Below are 22,442 nucleotides of genomic sequence, written 5' to 3'. Positions count from 1 at the left end.
CATCAGGCGAGCGCCTTGACGATCTCCTCCACCATCTTCTTCGCATCGGCCAGCAGCATCATCGTATTGTCGCGATAGAAGAGCTCGTTGTCGACTCCGGCATAACCTGCACCACCCATTGACCGCTTGATGAAGAGCACGGTGCGTGCCTTTTCGACGTCCAGCACCGGCATGCCGTAGATGGGAGAAGTCTTGTCGGTCTTGGCAGCGGGATTGGTGACGTCGTTGGCGCCGATGACGAAGGCGACGTCGGTCTGCGCAAACTCGCTGTTGATATCCTCGAGCTCAAACACCTCGTCATAAGGGACGTTGGCTTCGGCCAGGAGCACGTTCATATGGCCTGGCATGCGGCCGGCAACGGGGTGGATCGCATATTTCACCCTGACCCCCTCCTTCTTGAGGAGATCGGCCATTTCGCGGAGCACGTGCTGCGCCTGTGCCACCGCCATGCCGTACCCTGGCACGATGATGACCTGGTCCGACTGTTTCATCAGGAAGGCGGCGTCTTCGGCCGAGCCGCGCTTGTAGGGGCGGTCGATGACTTCCCCGCTCCCGCTCGACGCCACCGCGCCGAAACCGCCGGCGATGACGCTGATGAAGCTGCGGTTCATCGCCCGGCACATGATGTAGCTGAGGATCGCGCCCGAGCTGCCGACCAATGCGCCGGTGATGATCATCGCGCTGTTGTGAAGCGTGAAGCCCATCGCCGCCGCGGCCCAGCCCGAATAGCTGTTCAGCATTGAAACGACGACCGGCATGTCGGCGCCGCCAATGGGAATGATCAGCAGGAAGCCGATCGCGAAGCTGAGCGCCAGGATCGTCCAGAACACCCATGGCGCCTGGTCCTGGGTGAAATAGGCGACGAGCCCGAGGATCGCGACCAGCGTGCCGAGATTGATGACGTGCCGTCCGGGCAACAGGATCGGCGCACCGCCCATGTTCCCGTTCAGCTTGAGGAACGCGATGACCGAGCCCGAGAAGGTGATCGCACCGATCGCGACACCGAGACCGAGTTCGATCCGGCTCACCGGATTGATCATCAGGAATGACGGCTCGGCGATGGGCGTGATGCGGGTGACGATCCCGAACGCCTCGGGATTGAGGAAGGCGGCCGCTCCGACCAGCACCGCAGCAAGGCCAACAAGACTGTGAAAGGCAGCGACCAGCTGCGGCATCGCCGTCATCTGGATACGCCGCGCGCCGATGATACCGATGACCGCGCCGATCCCGATCGCCGCCAGGATCAGCGCGATGGTCGTCCAGTCGGGAGCGAAGACCGGCGAATATTGAAGCGGATGGCCGCCAGGCTGAATCGCGCTGGGGACGTGGGTGACGAGCGTCGTCACCACCGCGATCGCCATGCCGATCATGCCGAGGCGGTTGCCGCGCTGGCTGGTGGCGGGGCTGGAAAGGCCGCGAAGCGCGAGGATGAAGCAGATGCCGGCGACGAGGTAGGCCAGCATCACCCAGGCTGGCGTGTCGTGCACGCCGCTCACTCGGGCCGCTCCTTCTTCTTGTACATGGCGAGCATTCGGCTGGTCACCGCGAACCCGCCGAAGATGTTGATGCTGGCGAAGACCACGGCGAGGAGCCCGAGCCACCTGGAAGCGGGACTGCCCGCGGCGGCCGAGGCGATCAATGCTCCGACAATGATGACCGAGGAGATCGCGTTGGTCACCGCCATTAACGGCGTGTGCAATGCGGGCGTTACAGACCAAACCACGTAATAGCCGACAAAACAGCTCAGGACGAAGATCGACAGGATCGAGATGAAGTCCACAAGCCCTCCCCTCAGGTGCGTTGCGCCTGTGTGGCACAGCAAGGGCGCGCTGCTAAGAGCAAAATCATCGCGCCGCGACCTGACCCTTCTGTCGTTCACCAGACGGAGGTTTCCTATTTCATAACCTTTCCCGGGCACATTGGAGGCATGGGCTCGGAACCTGCCACGACGAAGAGCGGGAAGGAGCGGCCGTGGAGGCTGCTTCTGTGGTCGCTCGCCGCTGCACTGTTGTGCTGGGCGGCTTATCTTGGCGATCCGCTCGAGGCCTATCTCAAGGTTCTGCGCAACGCGACGCACGAAAATCGCGCAAGCGGCAACATCGTCATGGTCGGCGTCGACGACAAAAGCCTGTCGGAAATCGGGATGTGGCCGTGGCCCCGGCGCGTGCAGGCAGAGTTGGTCGACCAGGCCACCAAGGCCGGCGCGGAGAGCATCCACCTCGACATCATCTATGACAGTCCGTCGACCTCCGCCGACGATCGCCGGTTCGAACAGGCGCTGGCACGTTCCGGGCGGGTCGTCCTCGCCGACCGGCATGCCCTTGGCAATGGCTCCGACCTCAAGCAGGCGGAAACGCGGCCCCTGAAGCGCTTCCGCGAGCAGGCGCGAACGGCCAGCATCTCGGTCTTCTATGACTTCAGCGGGGTCGTGTGGGATCACTGGCTGTCCGGCAAGATCGACGGCAAGCCCATCCCCACTTTCTCGGCCAGCCTGGCGAACCGGACCAGCGAACCGAACCGGCAGTTCTGGATCGACTATTCGATCCAGCCCAAGTCGATCCCCTATCTGTCGGCGGCCGATGTCATCTCCGGCAAGTTCTCGCCCGGCGCGCTGCGCGGCAAGCAACTCATCGTCGGTCTCAATGCCGATACCCTGGGCGACCAGAAATGGGTTCCCGGCTGGGGCAAGATGGCTGGCGCCTATGTCCAGATCCTTGGTGCCGAAACCTTGATGCGCGGGACTCCGATCGACCTCGGCGCAGGCCCAGGGGTGATCGTCGCCTTCCTCGCCTGCCTGCTGGCACTGTTCTGGAGACGTACCGCGACGACCACGCCGCTGTGCCTCGTCACCGGTAGCGCGATCCTGCTCGGCGCGCCGTTCGTCGCCGAGCGCTTCTACGTGAGCGCCGACGTCGTTCCGGGCCTGCTGATGATCGTGATCGTCAGCAGCCGCCTCGCCTACCTTCGCCTGCGGCGCCGCCAGCGCGTGCACGAACAGACGGGACTCCCCAATTTCGCGGTGCTGCGTTCGGAAGGCACGATCGATCGCGCCCTCGTCCTCGCCAAGATCCATAACCACGCCGAAATCAGCAGTGCGCTCAGCGAAACCGAACAGAAGGAGGCCTTTCGCCAGGTCGTCGCCCGGCTTTCGACTGGCGCGCGTACCGACCTTCACCAGGGCGATGACGGAACCTTCGTCTGGACGGTCAAGAACGGCGCTCCGATCGGCAACCACCTTGAAGCGCTGCACGCCATGTTCCGCTCGCCCGTCCAGGTCTCGGGTCGCCAGATCGATGTCGCGCTAACCTTCGGGGTCGAGCTCGGCGTCGCCCGCACCCTTACCAATCGCATCGGAAGCGCCATCATGGCCGCGGACGAGGCCTGGCAGGAGGGCCTGCGCTGGAAGCTGCATGACCCGGCCCGGCAGGAAGAAGTCAACTGGCGGGTGTCGCTGCTTGGCGAGCTCGACCAGGCGATCGACCAGGGCGAAGTCTGGCTGGCCTATCAGCCGCAGATGGACATCGCGACCGGGCGCATCATCGGCGCCGAAGCGCTCGCCCGCTGGACGCACCCGATCAAGGGTCCGATCAGCCCGACCGAATTCATCGCCGCCGCCGAAGCGAACGGCCGCATCGGCAAGTTGACCGACTTCGTCCTCGATCGGGCGATCAGTTCAGGCGCCGCGATCAATCGTCGCGGAATCGAATTCCAGGTTGCCGTAAACCTTTCGGCGCGGCTGCTTACCGACCGCGAACTATTGGGCCGCGTGCAGACAATGCTCGATGCGCATGGCCTGCCCCCGGCTCGCCTGACCCTCGAACTGACCGAGACCGCCGCGCTGCAGGATGCCGAGGGCGGACTTGCCACCTTGGGCGCCCTCAAGGACCTCGGCCTGCGCATTGCCATCGACGATTATGGCACGGGTCTTTCGACCCTCGATTACCTCAAGAAGATCCCCGCGGCCGAGATCAAGATCGACCAGAGCTTCATCAAGGCCATGCGGGTCAATCGCTCGGATCTCATCATGGTCCAGTCCACCATTGCCCTTGCCCACTCCCTCAACCGGATCGTCGTCGCCGAAGGGGTCGAGGACCAGCAGTGCCTGAACGAGTTGCGCACCATGGGATGCGACGTGGCGCAAGGCTTCGCCATCGGCCGCCCGATGGGCGTTCGCGAACTCGTCCAGCGCCTGCAGATTCGCTCGACCCGCCGGGCAGCCTGACCCCTTTCTCCCAAGAAAACTGAATCCAGCCCGATAGCCGCGCACCCCCGCGCCTGTCGGATTTCCTTACGAAATATGCTGAATCGTTTGCTAACCGTATCGATTAAGGTTAATAATGCCCTGCAAGCGGTGTCTCCAATCCGCACAACAGGGAGCAGGACCATGTGGCATTTCTGGAACTGGCTGTGGGGCTCCGGCGCTGAAAGCAGCGGCGGCCGCGGCTAAACAAGTCTCGGTATTCACTGAAGAAATTGAAAGCGCGTCGCGACCCACGTTGCGGCGCGCTTTGCTTTTCCAGGATGGCCGACGCCCGCCCGGACCTGATCAAGCACCCGAGTCGCGAGACCGCACGAATCGAGCACCAAAGCCTCATTTCGGGACACCGAAGTCGTTTGCTAACCGTATCTATTAGGGTTAACAAATCCATCGGGGCGGTGGTCTTACCGCGTCACTGGGAGCAAAAGACCATGTGGAATTTCTATAATTGGCTGTGGGGTTCGGGCGCTGAGAGCAGCGGCGGTCGCGGCTAAGCGAGCCTTAGAAAGCACCAAGATTTTCGAAGCGCGTCGTGGCCCGGGTCACGGCGCGCTTCTTCATTGAGGACCGTGCAGGCTGCGGGCGAACCATCGATTCGCTCGCTTCGCATCAACCGGCAATTGCCCTCCCCCGCCGCCGCAGCAGCAGGCCTAGGATACTCCCCATCAAGGGCTGAACCGCTGCAGCCGGAGGTCATGCGGGAAGTCGGCGTGTTTCGCGCTTACCCGCACTCGCAAACCGGCGCGGACAAGAGAAGGATCGTCAGCTTCCCTCACGCTCTTACGCTTGCGCTCGCTAGATAGACGCCGTGCGAAGGGCTGATCGATCCGAAGCCGGGCCTTGCCACGATGCGGCGGCTCAGCCCTTCTTCAGCGAACCCGCCTTGTGGGCGGCCTGCTTTCCGTCGGCCGTCTCGACCAGATATTCGGGATTATCCTTCGATGCGGCGACATGATGTCCCTTGATGTCCATCGGGCTGGTGAGCTTCTTCTTCACCGTGCCATGGGCACTGCCACCGTGGCTGGACCAGCTCACCTTGTCGCCTGCCTTCAACGTCTTCTCGGCCATCGATCGTCTCCTTCTATACGGATTTGCCAACGGCCCGGGCTCCAGCTTGGCTCCCCCCCGCGACTACGGCACAAGGGCGGTCATGGCAGGGGATCTTGGCGGACAGGGGCTACATGACGCGCTGGTGATCCTGGGGGCGGCCGGGGTCGTCATCCCGGCCTTTGCCCGGCTGCGCATTTCACCGGTGATCGGCTTCATCCTTGTCGGGGTCGCGATCGGACCTGCTGGTCTGGGCTCGCTTGCCAATGGGCATCCGTGGCTCGAGACGATCACCATCGACGATCGCGGCCGGATCGAGCCCTTTGCCGAGATCGGCATCCTCATGCTGCTGTTCGGGATCGGGCTTGAGCTCAGCTTCAGGCGTCTGTGGGCAATGCGTGGCCGGGTGTTCGGGCTGGGCGGCCTGCAGATGCTCGCGACCGGCCTCGTGCTGAGTTGCGGCCTCATGCTCATCGGCGCGCTCGAACCGCTCCCTGCCGCGATCCTTGGCCTCGCCCTCGCAATGAGCTCGACGGCTATCGTCATGCCGCTTACGGGAACGGTGAGTGCGACTGGCCAGGTCGCCTTCGCGATCCTCCTCCTGCAGGACCTCAGCCTCATTCCGCTCCTGCTGGTCCTCGACGCCAAGAGCGGCACCGGCGCCCTGCTGACCGTTCTCGTCGGCGGGCTTGCGGTCATCGCCGGATTGCTGCTGGTCGGACGCTTCCTGTTGCCGCGCCTGTTCGCGCAGGCAGCCCGAACCAAGAGCCCCGAGCTGTTCCTCGCGATCAGTCTGCTGGTCGTTATGCTCGCCAGCATCGCTACCGGCTCGGTCGGCCTTGGGGCAGCGGCCGGGGCACTGATCGCCGGGCTGCTGATCGCCGAGACGGACTATCACGCCGAGGTCGAGGTCATCACCGCGCCGCTGCGTGGGCTGGCGCTCGGCATCTTCCTGATCACGGTCGGCATGCGGCTTGACCTTGGAGCGCTCTACGCTGCCTGGCCGCAGCTGCTGGCCGCGACCGCGGCGGTGCTGCTGATCAAGGCGGCGGTCATCTTCAGCCTGCTGCGCTTCCATCGCAGCCGCCTCGCCACCGCGGTCGAAACCGGGCTGCTGATGGCGAGCCCCTCGGAATTGACCCTGATCGTCCTGTCCGGAGCCTTTGCGGCGGGTGTCCTCAGTGCCTCGACCGCTGCCTTCTGGACATTGGTCACCGCCCTTGGCCTTACCTTGACGCCGCTGCTCGCCGCCCTGGGACGGAGGATGGCGCGGCGGGTGGATCCGCAGTCGCTGGCCAGCGGCGTTTCGGACACGAGCGGCGTCACCCTGATCTTCGGCTTCGGGCGGGTCGGCCGGATCATCGCGGACATGATGGCCGAACATGGCCGACCCTATGTCGCGGTGGACGGCGACATCGACTGCGTCGCCGCGGCCCGTGAGCAGGGATACAAGGTGATCTTCGGCGACGTCGCGCGCGGCGATGCGGTCGAGCGGTTCGGCCTTAGCGAGGCAGCGGCGGTCGTTCTGACGATGGACGATCCGGTGCTGACGGTGCGCCTGTCCAAGGATATCCGCGTGGCCTGCCCGGAGCTGTCGATCGTCGCCCGGGCCCGGGATGGGGCGCATGCGGCGCAGCTTTATCGCGCCGGCGCCACCGATGCCGTGCCCGAGACGATGGAAGGATCGCTGCAGATGAGCGAGGCGATCCTCGTCGATATCGGCGTCGCCATGGGTCCGGTCATCGCCTCGATCCACGAAAAACGCAGCCAGCTTCGCGCGCAGATCCGGGAAGCGGGCGAGCTTGCCGAGGAGCCGGCGTTGGGCCGACGGCGCTAGGCCGAGACCTTCGCCAGCGCGTCGCGGATGGCGGCCAGCGCTTCGCCGGCCTTCTCGCCGTCCGGACCGCCGCCCTGCGCCATGTCGGGGCGGCCTCCCCCGCCCTGCCCGCCGAGCGCCGCTACCGCCGCCTTGACGAGATCGACGGCGCTGACCTGACCGGTGAGGTCGCCAGTGACGCCAGCGGCGACCGATGCGCGCCCTTCGTTAACGGCAATGAGGGCTGCGACGCCGCTGCCAAGCTGCTGCTTCATCGCATCGATCTCGCCGCGCAGGCCCTTGGGATCGAGCCCTTCGAGGACGCGGCCGATGAATTTCAGGCCAGCAACCTCTTCAGGGCCGCTTGCTTCCCCGCCGCTGCCACCACCGAGGGCGAGCTGGCGCTTGGCCTCGGCCAGTTCGCGTTCGAGCTTGCGGACCTGGTCGGTTAGCGCGGCAACCCGCTGCGGCGCCTCGTCGGGCGCGGTCTTGAGGCTCGCGGCAATGGCGCGCAGGCGATTGTCGCGGTCGATCAGCCACTGGCGCGCGGCCTCTCCGGTCAGCGCCTCGATCCGCCTCACGCCGCTGGAAACGGCGCTTTCCGAGACGATCTTGAACAAGGCGATGTCGCCAAGCGCGGTGACGTGGGTGCCGCCGCACAATTCGGTTGAATAGGTGGCGCCATCGGCCGTCCCCATCGAGAGGACGCGAACTTCGTCGCCATATTTCTCACCGAACAGCGCCATCGCACCTTCGGCAATGGCCTCGTCGGGGCTCATCAGCCGGGTGGTAACCGGCTGGTTGTGGCGGACGTGCCAGTTCACCTCGGCCTCGATCGCGGCGATGTCGTCGGGGCTCAATGCGCTATTGTGCGCGAAGTCGAAGCGCAGGCGGTCGGGGGCGACCAGGCTCCCCTTCTGCGTGACATGAGCGCCAAGCCGATGACGCAGCGCGGCGTGCAGGAGGTGGGTCGCACTGTGATTGGCACGGATCGCGCGGCGGCGCTCCTCGTCGACCTGCTGGACCACCGTGTCGCCGGTCTTGAGGCCTCCCTTGCGAACAAGGGTACGGAGCAGGTGGAGCTTGCCGAGCTGCTTGGACGTATCCTGAACATCTCCCTCGAAGCCGTTGAGCGTGCTGAGCTTTCCAGCATCGCCTACCTGCCCGCCACTTTCGGCATAGAAGGGGGTCTGGTTGAGCAAAAGCTGCACCTCGTCGCCCTCGCCTGCCTCGCCAACGACCGCTCCGTCGCGGACGATCGCCAGTACCACGCCCTCGCCGTCATGGCCGGCGTAGCCGGTGAACTCGGTCGCGCCATGTTCCTCGGCGAGGTCGAACCATACTTCGTCGGAGGCCGCCTGGCCCGAACCCTTCCAGGCTGCGCGGGCACGGGCCTTCTGCTCGGCCATGGCGGTGTCGAAACCGGCGCGGTCGACGGCGAGGCCTTGGGCGCGCAGGGCGTCCTCGGTCAGGTCGTAGGGGAAGCCGAAGGTGTCATAGAGCTTGAAGGCAGTCTCGCCCGGCAGAGTGCCGCCTTCGCCGAGGCCTGCGGTGGCTTCGTCGAGCAGCCGCAGCCCATTGGAAAGGGTCTGGCGGAACCGCGTTTCTTCCTGGCGCAGCGTGGCCTCGATCAGCGGCTGGGCACGAACGAGCTCGGGGTAAGCGGCCCCCATTTCCGCAGACAGCGCGGGAACCAGGCGGTGCATCAGCGGTTCGGAGGCGCCGAGCAGGTGGGCGTGACGCATGGCGCGGCGCATGATGCGGCGCAGGACGTAGCCGCGGCCCTCGTTGGCCGGAAGCACGCCGTCGGCGATCAGGAAGCTGGTCGCGCGAAGGTGATCGGCGATGACGCGGTGGCTGGCCTTCTGGTCGCCCTCGGCCTTGGTGCGCGTCAGTTCTTCCGAGGCGGCGATGAGGTTGCGGAAGGTGTCCGTGTCGTAATTGTCGTGGACCCCCTGCATGACCGCCGCAATCCGCTCGAGCCCCATGCCGGTGTCGATCGACGGCCGCGGCAGGTCGGATACGATGACGTCATTTTCCTGCAGGTGTTGCATGAAGACGAGGTTCCAGATCTCGACGAAGCGATCGCCGTCTTCGTTCGGGGATCCGGGAGGGCCGCCGAAGATGTGGTCGCCGTGATCGTAGAAGATCTCGCTGCAGGGACCCGACGGACCGTCCGGACCCATCGCCCAGAAATTATCCTTGGTGGCGATGCGGATGATGCGCTCGTCGGGGAGCCCGGCAATCCGCTTCCAGAGGCCGTGCGCTTCGTCGTCGGTGTGGTAGACGGTGACGGTCAGCTTGTCCTTGGGCAGGCCCCATTCGCGGGTCAGCAGGCCCCAGGCGAGTTCGATCGCGCGTTCCTTGAAATAGTCGCCGAACGAGAAGTTGCCGAGCATTTCGAAGAAAGTGTGGTGGCGCGCGGTGTAGCCGACATTGTCGAGGTCATTGTGCTTGCCCCCGGCGCGGACGCATTTCTGCGAGGAAGCGGCGGTGCTGTAGGGACGCGTTTCGAGGCCGGTGAAGACGTTCTTGAACGGCACCATCCCGGCGTTGACGAACATCAGCGTCGGGTCGTTCTGCGGCACCAGCGGCGCGGACGGCTGGCGGCTGTGCTGGGCGTTCTCGAAATAGTCGAGGAAGGAACGGCGGATGTCGTTGGTCGAGGTCATGGCGCGGCCTCTACCATGACGATGCTGCGGTGCGGAAGAGCGGGCAGCAAAAGCGAAACTGCCTTCGATTTCACTTTGTCCACATCGGCCGTTCGAGAGGCCAAGGCGAACGGATTCAACCGAGGTGAGAGGGGCGGCATCGTGCGGAAACGATGCCTGCGCAAACCCTACATTGCAACGATCAGGCCGCGGTCCGATGCAGCGCGACAAAGGAGCGGAACTGGGCCTGCAGGGTCGCGTCGCCGAGCTTCTCGGTGAGGCGATCGACAAGACCGGTCATGTCCTCGCCGTCGATCTGCTCGCAGCCCATGTTCCAGCCGGCGAAGGCCCGCGCGGCGACCGGCCTGCGGCTGAGTTCGACCAGCGCGAAATGCCGTGGGTCGGCCTTGATCCGTTCGTAAGCAGCGTCGATCCCCGCCGTGGGGCCTTCGAGCACCTGCAGGAAGCGGCGGCCGCCTACGACCAGCAGCCCGGTGAGATCGTCCTGTCGGTTATTTCGCCGCGACGTGCGCAAGATGTCCTGAACCATGTCGCGGTCCGGATCGGTGCGACAGGTACTGATGTAGACGATGCGTTCCACTGCTGGGCTCCATTACGCAAAAAGCCCCCACCCGCAGCGGCGTTTACCTCGCATCATTTAACGACGGGTAAACGCGGCTGGGGTCAGCGATCAGCGCGCCAGCTTCTTGTAGGCAGTCCGGGTCGGGCGGTCGGCTTCCGGGCCGAGGCGACGACGCTTGTCTTCTTCATAGGCTTCGAAATTGCCTTCGAACCATTCGACATGGCTGTTGCCTTCGAACGCGAGGATGTGGGTCGCCAAGCGGTCGAGAAAGAAGCGATCGTGGCTGATGACCACGGCGCAGCCGGCGAAGTTCTCGATCGCGTCTTCAAGCGCGCCCAAAGTCTCGACGTCGAGGTCGTTAGTCGGTTCGTCGAGCAGCAGCACGTTGCCGCCCTGCTTCAGCATCTTGGCCATGTGCACGCGATTGCGCTCACCGCCCGACAGCTTGCCGACGTTCTTCTGCTGATCCGGACCCTTGAAGTTGAAGGCACCGACATAGGCACGGGTCGAGGCGTCCTGGCCGTTGACCTTCATGTAATCGAGCCCGTCGCTGATCTCTTCCCAGACGTTCTTCTTGGGATCGAGATGGTCGCGGCTCTGGTCGACATAACCGAGGCGCACGGTCTCACCGACGCTGACGGTGCCGCTGTCGGGCTGTTCCTTGCCGGTGAGCATCTTGAACAGGGTCGACTTGCCCGCGCCATTCGGACCGATCACGCCGACGATCCCGCCCGGCGGGAGGGTGAAGCTCAAGTTCTCGAAGAGCAGCTTGTCGCCATAGGCCTTGGTCAGATTCTCGACCTCGATGACCTTGCCGCCGAGGCGCTCGGGCACCTGGATGACGATCTGGGCCTTGCCGATGCGGCGATCGTCCTGCGCGTCCTGAAGCTGTTCGAACTTGCGGATACGCGCCTTGGACTTGCTCTGGCGGGCCGCGGGGGTCTGCCGGATCCATTCGAGTTCGCGCTGCAGCGCCTTTTGCTTGCCGCTTTCCTCACGCGATTCCTGTTCGAGGCGTTTTGCCTTCTTTTCCAGGTAGGTGGAGTAGTTTCCTTCGTACGGATAGTAGGAACCGCGGTCGAGTTCGAGGATCCATTCCACCACATTGTCGAGGAAGTAGCGGTCGTGGGTGATCATCAGCACCGCGCCGGCATATTCCTTGAGGTGGTTTTCGAGCCACTGGACGCTTTCGGCGTCGAGGTGGTTGGTCGGTTCGTCGAGCAGCAGGATCGAGGGCTTCTGGATCAGCAGGCGGGTCAGCGCGACACGACGCTTTTCACCACCCGACAGATCGCTAACCGGGCTGTCCGACGGCGGGCAGCGGAGCGCTTCCATCGCGATCTCGAGCTGGTTGTCGAGCGTCCAGCCGTCGACGGCGTCGATCTTGCCCTGGAGATCGCCCATCTCCTCCATCAGCGCGTCGAAATCGGTGTCGTCCTTGGGATCGCCCATCTCGGCCGAGATGGCGTTGAAGCGATCGACCATGTCCGCGACTTCGCGCGCGCCGTCCTTGACGTTCTCGAGCACCGTCTTGGAGGCGTCGAGCTCGGGCTCCTGCTCGAGGTAGCCGATGGTGATGTTCTCGCCCGGCCAGGCCTCGCCGGTGTACTCCTTGTCGAGCCCGGCCATGATCTTGATCAGGGTCGACTTACCCGCTCCGTTCGGACCGACGATGCCGATCTTGGCACCCTGGTAGAATTGCAGGTTGATGTTGTTCAGCGTCGGCTTGTTGGCGCCGGGGAAGGTCTTCGTGAGGTTCTTCATCACGAAGGCATATTGAGCGGCCATGGGGTCGCGGATCCTTGTGTTCTTAGCGGTATGGGGTTGCGCGCCAGATAGTCGGTCGCGCGGGCTTTGCCTAGCGGGTCAGGGTTCGCCCTGCGGCCGCGGCAGAAGCAGGGCGAGCAGCTTGGCGCGGCACTCGCCGTCGATGATGCCGTCCACCCGGTCGGGCCGGAAGCGGCGCTGAAAGGCAATCACGGCCTTCCAGCTGTCGCTGACGTCATAGCCGAACCGTTCAAGCGCAAGGAGGAAGGCGGCGTCAGACCAGTAAGGGTCGATGAGGTTGCGGGTCGGGCTGGGCAAGGCGAGCCGGCGCTTGGCCAGCGCGTCCCACGGGAACAGCTCGCCCGGATCTTCCTTGCGGGTCGGCGCGATGTCGGAATGGCCGACCACGTTGCCGCGGCCGATGCCGTGGCGATCCTTGATGTGGGTGACGAGCGGGATGAGTGTTGCGATCTGCTCGTCCGGGAAGGGGCGATAGCCGAATTCGTGCCCGGGATTGACGATCTCGATGCCGACGCTGGCGCTGTTCACGTCGCGGATGCCGCGCCAGTAGCTTTTGCCGGCGTGCCAGGCGCGGCGTTCCTCGGGCACGAGGCTGTAGAGGGTGCCGTCTTCGTCGATCAGATAATGGCAGGACACCTTGGCTTCGGGCGAGCAGAGGCGGTCGAGTGCGCCCTCGCAGGTCGGCATGCCCGTATAATGGAGCACGATCATCGAGACGGGCGCGGCGCGCTCGTCATGGTTGGGCGATGGGCGAAAAACGGCGTCCACGCGCGCCATGGGACAGGCGGACGGGCGGAAGGTCAAGCCTTAAGGATCAGGCGGCCTTCACCGCCTGGTCCCTGTGGCGATAAAGCCCGCGCATCTCGCGGTCGGCTTCGAGGCTTGGCGCCTGGCCGATCACCGTCTCCCCTGCCCCGAGCATCAGCCAGCCGTCTGGGGCAAGCGCGCTGGACAGTCGTTCAAAGGCGCGTCGCCGCATGTTTTCATTGAGATAAAGAAGGACGTTGCGACACAGGATGAGGTCGAACCGTCCCGGGTGGGGCGGCGCTTCGAGGAGATTGTGGACCTGGAAGCGGACCTGCCGGCGCAGCACCTCGGCGGCGCGCCAGCCGCCCGGCTGCTCCTCGAACCAGCGGATCATCTGCTGGATGCCGAGGCCGCGCTGGACTTCGAACTGGGTATAGGTTCCCGACCGCGCGCGTTCGACCATGCCCTCGCTGACATCGGTGCCAAGGATATCGATGTTCCAGCCTGCCCAGCTTGCCGGATCTTCGGCGAACAGCATGGCGAGGCTGTAGACTTCTTGTCCCGCCGAACAGCCGGCGGACCAGATGCGCAGGGTGCGGCTGCCCGCCCGGCGATTGCGCAATTCGGGAAGCGCGGCGGTCTTGACCAGATCGAACGGCAGGCGGTCACGGAAGAAATAGGTTTCGTTGTTCAACAGGGCCTCCACCACGCGGGTCGAGAGACTGGGCTCGCGGCCCATCACCAGGATGGTGATGAGTTCGTCGATGCTTCCGATTCCGCGCTCGCGAAGAAGCTGAGACAGTGCGGTTTCGAGCCGCCAGCGCCGGCTCATGGTCAGTTGCTGGCCGGTCCTCGCTTCAAGCATGCCGGCAAGAATGCGCGAGCTGGAATCACTGATTTGCATGAAACTGGCCGATCCTCGACGCAACACGGCGGGCAAGCTTTTCAGGGGGCAGGATGGCGGCGGCCAGCCCGGCGTCGGCAACGGCGCGGGGCATTCCCCAGACCGCACTGGTGGCTTCGTCCTGCACCAGCACCGCGCCGCCCGCAGCGACGAGATGCCCGGCCCCGTCCACACCGTCACGGCCCATACCGGACAGGATGACGGCAACGGCGCCGGGAAGGTCGAGTGCGGCGATCGAGGCGAGCATCGGATCGACGCTCGGGAGGCATCCGCTTGCAGCGCGGCCACGGAGCAGGCGGACCCGAAGTGCGCCGCTGCGCCCGCCCTCGACCGTCAGATGCGCGTCGCCCGGAGCGATCAGCACTTCGTCGGGGACAAGGGGAGCGCCCTCGGTAGCGATGCGCGCAGGCCGATAGGCGGCAGAGGAGAGCTGCCGCGCGAAGACGTCCATGAAGGGCACCGGAAGGTGCTGGGTGACAAGGATCGGAACGCCGATCTTGCGCGGGAGGTCAGCGAAGAAGCGGCCGAGCGAATGGATGCCGCCGGTCGAAGCGCCGATGGCGAGCAGCGACAGGTCTTCGACGCCCATTGCCCGGAGTGGCGCGGCGCTGCTTGCCGAACGGGACCTGACGGCATCTCGTTCAAGCGGTCCAAGCGCGCGGATCTTGGCGGTGAGGATGTCGGCGAAGCGGCCCTGCAGCCTGCCGGTACCGGGCTTGAGCAAGGTGTCGGCAGCGCCTTGGGCAAGGGCCCGGACGGTCGCCGCGGCGCCTTCCTCGGCAAGGCTCGAGCAGACCAGCACGCGCGCACCGCGGGCGGCGGCGATGATCTCGGGCAGCTTGCTGAGGCCCCCTGCCCCCGGCATTTCCAGATCGAGCAGGATGACGTCGACCGAGACATGGGCGAGCGCTTCGACCGCGTCTTCGGCGGTTCCGGCGACCGCGCTGATCTCGATCCCGCCGCCGACCTCGACCATCCGGCTGAGCACGGCACGCGCGACCATCGAATCATCGACGATCATCAGCCGGATGTTGCGTCGCTGGGACGGCTCTTCCGCTGATCGACGGGCGAGCGCCGGAGCCATGGATCAGGGCCTCAGGCGACGCCGACGAGCTGGAGCTTGATGTGCAGCGTTTCGCGGTCGAACGGCTTCATCACATATTCGTCCGCCCCGGCTTCGAGCGCGGCGCGGATGTGGGCCATGTCGTTTTCGGTGGTGCAGAAGACGACCTTGGGCTGGTCGGCATGGCCGCGCTGGCGGAGGAGCTTGAGAAACTCCATCCCGCTCATCACCGGCATGTTCCAGTCGAGCAGGACGACGTCGGGCATCGATGCCTCGCACCGCTCCAGCGCTTCGCGGCCGTCGCCGGCTTCCTCGACGCTGAATTCGAGCGTTTCGAGGATGTGGCGGGCAACCTTCCGGATGACCTTGGAATCATCGACGATAAGGCAGGTCTTCATGGGGCTTTGCACCGTGCTCGGGTCCTGACTGACTAGGGCTATGATCGGGTGATAGGCTGGCAAGCGTTAAGAAAGGCTCTCACGCGGCCTGGCGGGTGACGTCAGGGCCGGCGACCAGCGCCTCGACATCGACCAGCAGCAGTGCGCCTTCCTCGGTTTCGACCATCCCGGAGGAAACGCGCTCCCATCCGTCGCCCATGGTGGCGCGGACGGGGGCCGCGTCGCTGATCGCTTCGAGCACGTCTTCGACGCCGTCGACGATCAGCGCGTAATGGTGGCCGTCGACCTCGGTCACGGCGGCTTCGCGAACCGCATTGCCAAGGTGGGCCTGGGGAAGGCCAAGCGAGCGGCGGCAGCAGATGACCGTCAGGACCCGGCTGCGCAGCGCGGACAGGCCGGCGACATGGTCCGCGGCGCGCGGAACGGGGATCAGCGTGTCGAGCTCGACCACGCTTTCGATGCGGGCGGCCGGAAGCGCGACGCGCTGGCCGGCGATGCGGACCACGAGCAGCAGTTCGTTCATCTCAGCGTCCCTTTCCGGCAGCCGCGTCGCGCAGCGCGACCAGCAGGCCGGCGCGGTCATAGCGGTAGATATGGTTCTCGTTGGCGACGCCATCGGCATCCGCGCTGAGGAACAGGGTCCGGCGGCTGGCGGGCGCCGCGGCGGAGCCGGCCCAGGCGATGGCGAGATCGGCCTCGGTATCGGCCTCGGCAGCGACGACGCGGTAGCCGGCGGCCTCGACGATCGGACGCAGCATGTTGCGAACCCACGGATCCTGAAGATCGAGGCGGCAGACCGGCGGCGCGGCGGAAGGTGCGCCGGTCATCCGGCTGGCACCGGCAAACAGCCAGTGGGCGTCGATCAGTTCGGCCGGTTCGCCTGCGACCAAGGTCACGCCTTCGACCAGGCCGGGGACTTCGGACGGAATGATCTGGTCGGCGATGGCGTCGAGGTCGATGACGTCACTGAACGCGAGGCCTAGCTGCACCTGCCCGTCATTCAAGCGGAACAGGCGAATCTTGGTGTCGGGCGCGGGAAGCTCGCCAAGGCCTTCGAGCGGCAGGATATCGTCGCCGAGCTGGACCCGCACGCGGCCGGCAGAGAGCGAGATGGCGCTGCCGCGCACTTCCTCGATCCGGTCGACCACGCCAAGGCGGATCGCGCGGCGGGCGCCGGCACAATCGCGGAACAGCAGGACCGGCGTCGCTTCCTCAGCGGCGACCGCGGCCACTTCGTCGAGCAGGCGCACGCTGCGTTCCTGCGCTTCGAAGCGGACGCCGCCGACACGGGCGAGGCCCGCGGGATCGAACAGCAGGATGGGCGAGCCGTCGTCGGCAAGTGTCGTTCCGGCATAGAGGCCGGTCGCCATGACCGCGGGGGCGGCGGGTTTCACGACCAGTTCCTCGTGATCGTGAACGCGGTCGACGCTCAGCGCATAGACGTCACCGCCGGCGGGCTTGAGGACGATCAGCGTTCGCTCGTTGGTGGGAAGCTGGCTGTCGAGGCCGAGCAGGTCGGCGAGTACGATCTTGGGCACCCGGCGGCCGCGGATGGTGACAAGGCCTGCGCCGCCGACTTCGGACAGTTGCACGCTGTCGCCGCGGACCCGGACAATCTCCTCGATCGCGACCCGGGGAATGGCGAAATGCTGATTGCCGATGGAGACGGTGAGCGCCGGAATGATGGTCAGCGTCAGCGGCACGCGAAGCGTCATCCGCGTCCCCTGCCCCGGCTTCGATTCAACCTCGACGACGCCGCCGATCCGTTCGACGTTGGAGCGGACGACGTCCATGCCGACGCCGCGGCCCGAAATGCTGGTGACGGCGGCCGCGGTCGACAGGCCGGCTTCGAAGATGAGCTGAAGCTGCTCCTTGGGCGACAGGCGGGCCGCCTCCGCCTTGTCGAGGATTCCGGCGGCAAGCGCCTTGTCGACCAGGCGCTTGCCATCGATCCCGCGACCGTCGTCGACGATGTCGATCAGGATCTGATTGCCCGACTGGCGCGCCGAGACGCTGAGCAGGCCGATTTCGCGCTTGCCGGCTTTCAGACGGTCGGCGGGCGGCTCGATCCCGTGGTCGACCGCGTTCCTGACGATGTGGGTCAGCGGATCGCGGATCATCTCGATCATCTCGCGGTCGAGTTCGACGTCGCCGCCGTCGATGTCGATCAGCACCTGTCGGCCAAGTTCGGCGGACAGGTCGCGGACCATGCGCGGCAGGCCGACGAACAGGCTTTCGATCCGCTGCATCCGCGTCCGGGTGATCGCATCACGCATCTCGGCGATGATGCCGCTCATCCGTTCAAAGGCGCTGTCGATCGCGACGTCAGTGCTGCTGTCACGCAGGCGGCGTGCGAGTTCGTTGCGGGCAAGCACGAGGTCGGACACGCCGCTCATCATGCGGTCGAGAAGGTCGACCGAAAGGCGGATCGTGCGCGGGGCGGCCGGTCCTTGCGGCGCAGCCGGGTTGGCCGCCGCAACGGGAGCAGCCGGAGCGGCCTGTTCGGCGCCGGGCTTCAAGGCTTCGATGAGGTCGCTGTCGTCGCCGTCGGGAATGGCGGATCCGGCGGCGATGACCTCGACCATCTCTCCGATGCGGTCGATGACCGCGAGGACGGCACTGACCAGCGCCGGATCGGGCTGCCGGCGCCCGGCGCGGACGTCGGCCAGGGCGTCTTCGGCCGCATGGCTGAGCGCTTCAAGGCGCGGAAAGTCGAAAAAGCCGCAATTGCCCTTCACCGTGTGGACGAAGCGGAAAATGCTGTCGAGGCGCGCACGATCATGCGGCGCGGCTTCCCAGGCGACGATCTCACCGCCGAGACTTTCGAGCATGTCCCGGCATTCGGAGACGAAATCGGCAATCAGATCGTCCATGGCCCTACTTCGCGTGCTTTGACGGAAGGTCGGGTTAGCCGGTGAGGGTTAAGGGGCCGTTAGTGTGCCTCAGGCGAGGAAGGCGGGGTCGAGCAGGATGCGTCCGTCCGCCAGGTCGGCAATGCCGGGTTTGAACGGGATGAGCGACTTCTTGCCGCCCTGCACCTCGATTTCGAGGAGGTCCCCTGCCCCGAAATTCTCGACCGCGACCACGGAGCCGATGGGCGTGCCGTCCTGCGCGACGCAGTCGAGACCGATCAGGTCGGAATGATAATATTCGCCCTCGTCGAGTGGCGGCAAGGCGTCACGTTCAACCTCGATCAGAGTGCCGCGGAGGGCCTCGGCGGCCGAGCGGTCGGCGACGCCTTCGATGCGCGCGGTCGGGCTTTTGGGGGTGCCACCGACATTCAGCAGGCGGCGGGGAGTGCCGTCCACCAGCACCCGGTCATGGCCCGACAGGCTCGCCAGGCTGTCGGTGAAAAGCTTGAGGCGCACTTCGCCGCGCACGCCGTGGGCGCCGGCGATGGCGGCAAGGGTGATGCGGGTGGTCATCAGCAAAGTGTCTCGACTTCGCTCGACACGAACGGAGGCGGAGTAAACCGAACCACCGTTCATCCCGAGCGAAGTCGAGGGACCTTGGCTTAGCCTTCGGCCTTCTCGGCGCCTTCGGCCGGAGCGGCGTCATCGCTGCCTTCGGCCGGCTCGGGCTGGGTCGGAGCGCTGACTTCCTCGGCCGGAGCTTCAGCGGCGGGAGCCTCTTCAGCGGCGGCTTCGGCGGCCGGTGCTTCCTCGGCGGCGGGCTCTTCGGCCGGGGCCGGAGCGGCGGCGGCGGCGGCAGCGGCCTCGGCGGCTTCAGCAGCCTTGGTCGCACGCTCTTCGGCGCGCTCGGTGGCCTTCTCGCCCGGCTTGCCCTTGTTCGGGTTGCTGCGCGCGGTGCGCTCCTTGAGGCCAGCGGCATCGAGGAAGCGGGCAACGCGGTCGGTCGGCTGCGCGCCGACGCTCAGCCAATGCGAGATGCGGTCGGCGTCGAGCTTCACGCGCTCGGGCGAATCCTTTGCCAGCAGCGGGTTGTAGGTGCCGACCTTCTCGATGAAGCGGCCGTCACGGGCGTTGCGGCTGTCGGCGACGACGACGCGGTAATAAGGGCGCTTCTTGGAGCCACCACGAGCGAGGCGAATTGCTACTGCCATTTGTTCAGTCCTTCTTTGAAGTCGTTGTTATTTCTTGCCGAAATTCTGGCCGCCGGGCGGCAGGCCGAATGGGCTCGACCCACCCGGCAGGCCGGGAAGCCCGGGCGCTCCGGCACCGGGCAGAAGACCGCCCATGGCGCCTTCGAGGCCACCCTTGCCGAACATCGCCGCGAGCTTGCCGAGGCCGCCCATCTTCTTGAGGCGCTTCATCGCGCCTTCCATTTCCTGATGCATCTTCAGGAGCTTGTTGACGTCCTGCACGGTGCGGCCGCTGCCCTTGGCGATGCGGATCTTGCGCTTGGCGTTGATGAGGCCCGGCTTGGCCCGCTCGGTCGCGGTCATCGACGACAGCATGGCTTCGAGGTGGACCAGCGCCTTGCCATCCTGCGCCTTTTCCATCGCGCCCTTCATGCCCTTGAGGCCCGGCATCATGCCGGCAAGCGCGCCGAGCCCGCCCATGCGCTGCATCTGGGCAAGCTGCATGCGAAGATCGTCGAGGTCGAACTTGCCCTTGGCCATCTTGGCCGCGAGCTTTTCGGCGTCCTCGACCTTGATCGTCTCGGCCGCGCGCTCGACCAGGCTGACGACGTCGCCCATGCCGAGGATGCGGCCGGCGACGCGGCTGGGGTGGAAAGGCTCGATCGCGTCGAGGCCTTCGCCGGTGCCGGCGAACTTGATCGGCTTGCCGGTGACCGCGCGCATCGACAGCGCCGCACCGCCGCGGGCGTCGCCGTCCATGCGGGTCAGGATGACGCCGGTGAGCGTGATCTGGTCGGAGAAGCCCTTGGCGACGTTGACCGCGTCCTGACCGGTGAGGCTGTCGACCACCAGCAGTGTCTCGGCCGGGCGGCTGACCTCGGCCACCGCCTTCATCTCGCCCATCAACGCGTCGTCGACGTGGAGACGGCCGGCGGTGTCGAGCAGCAGGACGTCATAGCCCTGCAGCTTGGCCGACTGCAGCGCGCGGCGGGCAATGTCGACGGGCGACTGGCCGGGCACGATCGGAAGCGTGTCGACGCTGGCCTGACGGCCGAGCACCGCAAGCTGCTCCTGCGCCGCCGGACGGGCGACGTCGAGCGAGGCCATCAGGACCTTCTTGCGCTCTTTTTCGGAGAGGCGCTTGGCGAGCTTGGCGGTCGAGGTGGTCTTACCCGAGCCCTGCAGGCCGACCATCATGATGATCGCGGGCGGCGCGACGGCGAGTTCGAGCTCGCTGCTGTCGGCGCCGAGCATCTCGACCAGCGCGTCGTTGACGATCTTGACGACCTGCTGGCCCGGAGTGACCGAGCGGAGCACTTCCTGGCCGACCGCGCGGCTGGTGACCGTATCGACGAAATCGCGGGCGACCGGCAGCGCGACGTCGGCTTCGAGCAGCGCCACGCGCACTTCACGCATGGCCGAGCGGACGTCGTCCTCGGTGAGGGCGCCGCGGCCGCGAAGCTTGTCGAACACGCCGCCGAGGCGGTCGCTCAGGGTCTCGAACATGCAATCAACTCCGGTATCGACAGGCGCAAAACAATAACGCGCCGGCGGGCGAAACCTCGCCGGCCAGCGTGCCCCGAAAGGCGCTCATCGATGAATGTCACGAATGACGGGGCGGCGCTTAGCCGACGGGAGACGAAATGGCAACTCGCCACCTCGTTAAGTCCTGAGCGTCGTCGAAGGACAATCGGCCCTTCGACTATGCGTTTCGCGCTACGCTCAGGACAAACGAGCTATCCGGACCATGGCCCTAAGCGGCCGCGTCGTCCTGCTTGTCGCGGTTGGCGTAGACGCGGACGGGTTCCTTGCGGCCGTCGACCACGTCCTTGTCGACATGCACCTTGTCGACCCCGTCCATGCCGGGGAGGTCGAACATGGTGTCGAGCAGGATGGATTCGAGGATGGAACGGAGCCCGCGGGCACCGGTCTTGCGCTCGATCGCCTTGCGGGCGACCGCGCTCAGCGCTTCGTCCGAGAAGGCCAGCTCGACATCTTCCATGTCGAACAGCTTGGCATATTGCTTCACCAGCGCGTTCTTCGGCTCGATCAAGATCTTGACCAGCGCCGTTTCGTCAAGGTCCTCGAGCGTGGCGATGACCGGCAGACGGCCGATGAATTCGGGGATGAGGCCGAACTTGAGCAGATCCTCAGGCTCGGTGCTCTTCAGCACTTCACCCGTGCGGCGATCTTCCGGTGCCGCGACATGGGCACCAAAGCCGATCGACTTACCCTGGAGGCGGTCGGCGATGATCTTGTCGAGGCCGGCAAAGGCGCCGCCGCAGATGAACAGGATGTTGGTCGTGTCGACCTGGAGGAACTCCTGCTGCGGATGCTTGCGCCCGCCCTGCGGCGGGACGGAGGCGGTGGTGCCTTCCATCAGCTTCAGCAATGCCTGCTGGACGCCCTCGCCCGACACGTCGCGGGTGATCGATGGATTGTCCGACTTGCGGCTGATCTTGTCGATTTCGTCGATGTAAACGATCCCGCGCTGTGCCTTTTCGACATTGTAGTCGGAAGCCTGGAGCAGCTTGAGGATGATGTTCTCGACATCCTCGCCCACGTAACCGGCTTCGGTCAGGGTCGTCGCGTCGGCCATGGTGAACGGCACGTCGAGGATGCGGGCGAGCGTCTGCGCGAGCAGGGTCTTGCCGCAGCCGGTCGGCCCGATCAGCAGGATGTTCGACTTGGCGAGCTCGACCTCGGCGCCGCTCTTGGAGCCGTGGTTGAGACGCTTGTAATGGTTGTGGACCGCGACCGACAGGACGCGCTTGGCGCGGTTCTGGCCGATCACATAATCGTCGAGCACCTTGCAGATCTCGCTCGGCGTCGGAACGCCGTCGCGGGTCTTCACCAGCGCGGACTTGCTCTCCTCGCGGATGATGTCGTTGCACAGCTCGACGCATTCGTCGCAGATGAAGACGGTGGGTCCGGCGATCAGCTTGCGGACCTCGTGCTGCGACTTGCCGCAGAAGCTGCAGTAAAGCGTGCTCTTGCCGTCGCCGCCGGAAAGCTTGGTCATATTCGTCCTTGTGTCGCCGGGCACCGAAGCACCCGGACGGGCAGCCTAGCCCGCTTATGTGCCGTATACAAACTCTCCGAACGCTTAACGCGTTGCGTTGCCGGAGCGATGTTCTGTCGTGAA

General features: G+C 65.6%; 18 protein-coding genes. 2 read left to right on the top strand and 16 right to left on the bottom strand.

All coding sequences use genetic code 11. The features are described 5' to 3' along the window. Positions 1-2: 2 nt before the first annotated feature. Both ABD729_RS11550 and ABD729_RS11545 read right to left on the bottom strand, forming a co-directional pair. Entirely contained in the window at positions 3-1,463 is a 1,461-nt protein-coding gene (locus ABD729_RS11550; RefSeq protein ID WP_344711432.1) for an NAD(P)(+) transhydrogenase (Re/Si-specific) subunit beta, read from the bottom strand. Between the two features lie 29 nt (positions 1,464-1,492). After that, positions 1,493-1,780: a proton-translocating transhydrogenase family protein gene (locus ABD729_RS11545; RefSeq protein WP_344710423.1), complete on the bottom strand. Its 288-nt coding sequence runs from the start codon at positions 1,778-1,780 to the stop codon at positions 1,493-1,495. A 147-nt stretch (positions 1,781-1,927) separates the two neighbouring features. On the opposite strand from ABD729_RS11545, the gene ABD729_RS11540 reads away from it, so the two are divergent. Then, the gene (locus ABD729_RS11540) at positions 1,928-4,222 is read left to right on the top strand and encodes an EAL domain-containing protein (protein ID WP_344710421.1); all 2,295 of its coding nucleotides are present in this window, start codon (positions 1,928-1,930) and stop codon (positions 4,220-4,222) included. Between the two features lie 894 nt (positions 4,223-5,116). On the opposite strand, the gene ABD729_RS11535 is transcribed toward ABD729_RS11540, so the two are convergent. After that, entirely contained in the window at positions 5,117-5,326 is a 210-nt protein-coding gene (locus ABD729_RS11535) for a hypervirulence associated TUDOR domain-containing protein (RefSeq protein WP_344710419.1), read from the bottom strand. A gap of 82 nt (positions 5,327-5,408) precedes the next feature. Between ABD729_RS11535 and ABD729_RS11530 the strand changes: the two genes are divergently transcribed. Continuing rightward, entirely contained in the window at positions 5,409-7,142 is a 1,734-nt protein-coding gene (locus tag ABD729_RS11530; RefSeq protein ID WP_344710417.1) for a cation:proton antiporter domain-containing protein, read from the top strand. Here ABD729_RS11530 and alaS read toward each other — a convergent pair. The 13 genes from alaS to clpX all read right to left on the bottom strand — a co-directional run bounded on the left by alaS (position 7,139) and on the right by clpX (position 22,319). Next, positions 7,139-9,793, bottom strand: coding sequence for an alanine--tRNA ligase (gene alaS, locus ABD729_RS11525; RefSeq protein WP_344710415.1), 2,655 nt, complete (start codon positions 9,791-9,793; stop codon positions 7,139-7,141). The two genes, ABD729_RS11530 and alaS, sit on opposite strands and share 4 nt — an antisense overlap. A gap of 181 nt (positions 9,794-9,974) precedes the next feature. Beyond that, positions 9,975-10,373, bottom strand: coding sequence for a BLUF domain-containing protein (locus ABD729_RS11520; RefSeq protein ID WP_344710413.1), 399 nt, complete (start codon positions 10,371-10,373; stop codon positions 9,975-9,977). A gap of 90 nt (positions 10,374-10,463) precedes the next feature. Further along, the gene (ettA, locus tag ABD729_RS11515; protein ID WP_344710411.1) at positions 10,464-12,143 is read right to left on the bottom strand and encodes an energy-dependent translational throttle protein EttA; all 1,680 of its coding nucleotides are present in this window, start codon (positions 12,141-12,143) and stop codon (positions 10,464-10,466) included. A gap of 78 nt (positions 12,144-12,221) precedes the next feature. Beyond that, positions 12,222-12,854, bottom strand: coding sequence for an N-acetylmuramoyl-L-alanine amidase (locus ABD729_RS11510; protein WP_425564912.1), 633 nt, complete (start codon positions 12,852-12,854; stop codon positions 12,222-12,224). A 103-nt stretch (positions 12,855-12,957) separates the two neighbouring features. Next, entirely contained in the window at positions 12,958-13,794 is an 837-nt protein-coding gene (locus tag ABD729_RS11505; RefSeq protein ID WP_344710407.1) for a CheR family methyltransferase, read from the bottom strand. Next, the gene (locus ABD729_RS11500) at positions 13,781-14,878 is read right to left on the bottom strand and encodes a chemotaxis protein CheB (RefSeq protein ID WP_344710405.1); all 1,098 of its coding nucleotides are present in this window, start codon (positions 14,876-14,878) and stop codon (positions 13,781-13,783) included. Before ABD729_RS11500 ends, ABD729_RS11505 begins: the two co-directional genes overlap by 14 nt. An 11-nt stretch (positions 14,879-14,889) precedes the next feature. Next, positions 14,890-15,255, bottom strand: coding sequence for a response regulator (locus tag ABD729_RS11495; protein ID WP_249504473.1), 366 nt, complete (start codon positions 15,253-15,255; stop codon positions 14,890-14,892). Positions 15,256-15,334: 79 nt separating this feature from the next. Continuing rightward, on the bottom strand, positions 15,335-15,778 hold the full coding sequence (locus ABD729_RS11490) for a chemotaxis protein CheW (RefSeq protein ID WP_344710400.1): 444 nt from the start codon (positions 15,776-15,778) through the stop codon (positions 15,335-15,337). A 1-nt stretch (position 15,779) separates the two neighbouring features. Beyond that, positions 15,780-18,128 carry a chemotaxis protein CheA gene (locus ABD729_RS11485; RefSeq protein ID WP_344710398.1) on the bottom strand — a complete coding sequence of 783 codons (2,349 nt, stop codon included), beginning with the start codon at positions 18,126-18,128 and terminating at the stop codon, positions 15,780-15,782. 69 nt (positions 18,129-18,197) lie between these two features. Beyond that, positions 18,198-18,680, bottom strand: coding sequence for a ribosome maturation factor RimM (gene rimM / locus ABD729_RS11480; RefSeq protein ID WP_344710396.1), 483 nt, complete (start codon positions 18,678-18,680; stop codon positions 18,198-18,200). 89 nt (positions 18,681-18,769) lie between these two features. Next, the gene (gene rpsP / locus ABD729_RS11475; protein ID WP_344710394.1) at positions 18,770-19,318 is read right to left on the bottom strand and encodes a 30S ribosomal protein S16; all 549 of its coding nucleotides are present in this window, start codon (positions 19,316-19,318) and stop codon (positions 18,770-18,772) included. 27 nt (positions 19,319-19,345) lie between these two features. Then, the gene (gene ffh, locus ABD729_RS11470) at positions 19,346-20,803 is read right to left on the bottom strand and encodes a signal recognition particle protein (protein WP_344710392.1); all 1,458 of its coding nucleotides are present in this window, start codon (positions 20,801-20,803) and stop codon (positions 19,346-19,348) included. Positions 20,804-21,050: 247 nt separating this feature from the next. Next, entirely contained in the window at positions 21,051-22,319 is a 1,269-nt protein-coding gene (gene clpX, locus ABD729_RS11465) for an ATP-dependent Clp protease ATP-binding subunit ClpX (protein ID WP_344710390.1), read from the bottom strand. Positions 22,320-22,442: the final 123 nt, after the last annotated feature.

This window comes from Sphingomonas humi (assembly GCF_039536725.1).
Classification (GTDB): domain Bacteria; phylum Pseudomonadota; class Alphaproteobacteria; order Sphingomonadales; family Sphingomonadaceae; genus Sphingomicrobium; species Sphingomicrobium humi.
This window is presented reverse-complemented; position numbering and strand designations above follow the sequence as displayed.

What these genes read in the sequence shown, in the direction of transcription:
- ABD729_RS11550 (WP_344711432.1), bottom strand. Translation starts at nt 1,463, where the DNA reads ATGCTGGCCTACCTCGTCGCCGGCATCTGCTTCATCCTCGCGCTTCGC.
- ABD729_RS11540 (WP_344710421.1), top strand. Translation starts at nt 1,928, where the DNA reads ATGGGCTCGGAACCTGCCACGACGAAGAGCGGGAAGGAGCGGCCGTGG.
- ABD729_RS11535 (WP_344710419.1), bottom strand. Translation starts at nt 5,326, where the DNA reads ATGGCCGAGAAGACGTTGAAGGCAGGCGACAAGGTGAGCTGGTCCAGC.
- ABD729_RS11530 (WP_344710417.1), top strand. Translation starts at nt 5,409, where the DNA reads ATGGCAGGGGATCTTGGCGGACAGGGGCTACATGACGCGCTGGTGATC.
- alaS (WP_344710415.1), bottom strand. Translation starts at nt 9,793, where the DNA reads ATGACCTCGACCAACGACATCCGCCGTTCCTTCCTCGACTATTTCGAG.
- ettA (WP_344710411.1), bottom strand. Translation starts at nt 12,143, where the DNA reads ATGGCCGCTCAATATGCCTTCGTGATGAAGAACCTCACGAAGACCTTC.
- ABD729_RS11510 (WP_425564912.1), bottom strand. Translation starts at nt 12,854, where the DNA reads ATGATCGTGCTCCATTATACGGGCATGCCGACCTGCGAGGGCGCACTC.
- ABD729_RS11505 (WP_344710407.1), bottom strand. Translation starts at nt 13,794, where the DNA reads ATGCAAATCAGTGATTCCAGCTCGCGCATTCTTGCCGGCATGCTTGAA.
- ABD729_RS11500 (WP_344710405.1), bottom strand. Translation starts at nt 14,878, where the DNA reads ATGGCTCCGGCGCTCGCCCGTCGATCAGCGGAAGAGCCGTCCCAGCGA.
- ABD729_RS11495 (WP_249504473.1), bottom strand. Translation starts at nt 15,255, where the DNA reads ATGAAGACCTGCCTTATCGTCGATGATTCCAAGGTCATCCGGAAGGTT.
- ABD729_RS11490 (WP_344710400.1), bottom strand. Translation starts at nt 15,778, where the DNA reads ATGAACGAACTGCTGCTCGTGGTCCGCATCGCCGGCCAGCGCGTCGCG.
- ABD729_RS11485 (WP_344710398.1), bottom strand. Translation starts at nt 18,128, where the DNA reads ATGGACGATCTGATTGCCGATTTCGTCTCCGAATGCCGGGACATGCTC.
- rimM (WP_344710396.1), bottom strand. Translation starts at nt 18,680, where the DNA reads ATGACCACCCGCATCACCCTTGCCGCCATCGCCGGCGCCCACGGCGTG.
- rpsP (WP_344710394.1), bottom strand. Translation starts at nt 19,318, where the DNA reads ATGGCAGTAGCAATTCGCCTCGCTCGTGGTGGCTCCAAGAAGCGCCCT.
- ffh (WP_344710392.1), bottom strand. Translation starts at nt 20,803, where the DNA reads ATGTTCGAGACCCTGAGCGACCGCCTCGGCGGCGTGTTCGACAAGCTT.
- clpX (WP_344710390.1), bottom strand. Translation starts at nt 22,319, where the DNA reads ATGACCAAGCTTTCCGGCGGCGACGGCAAGAGCACGCTTTACTGCAGC.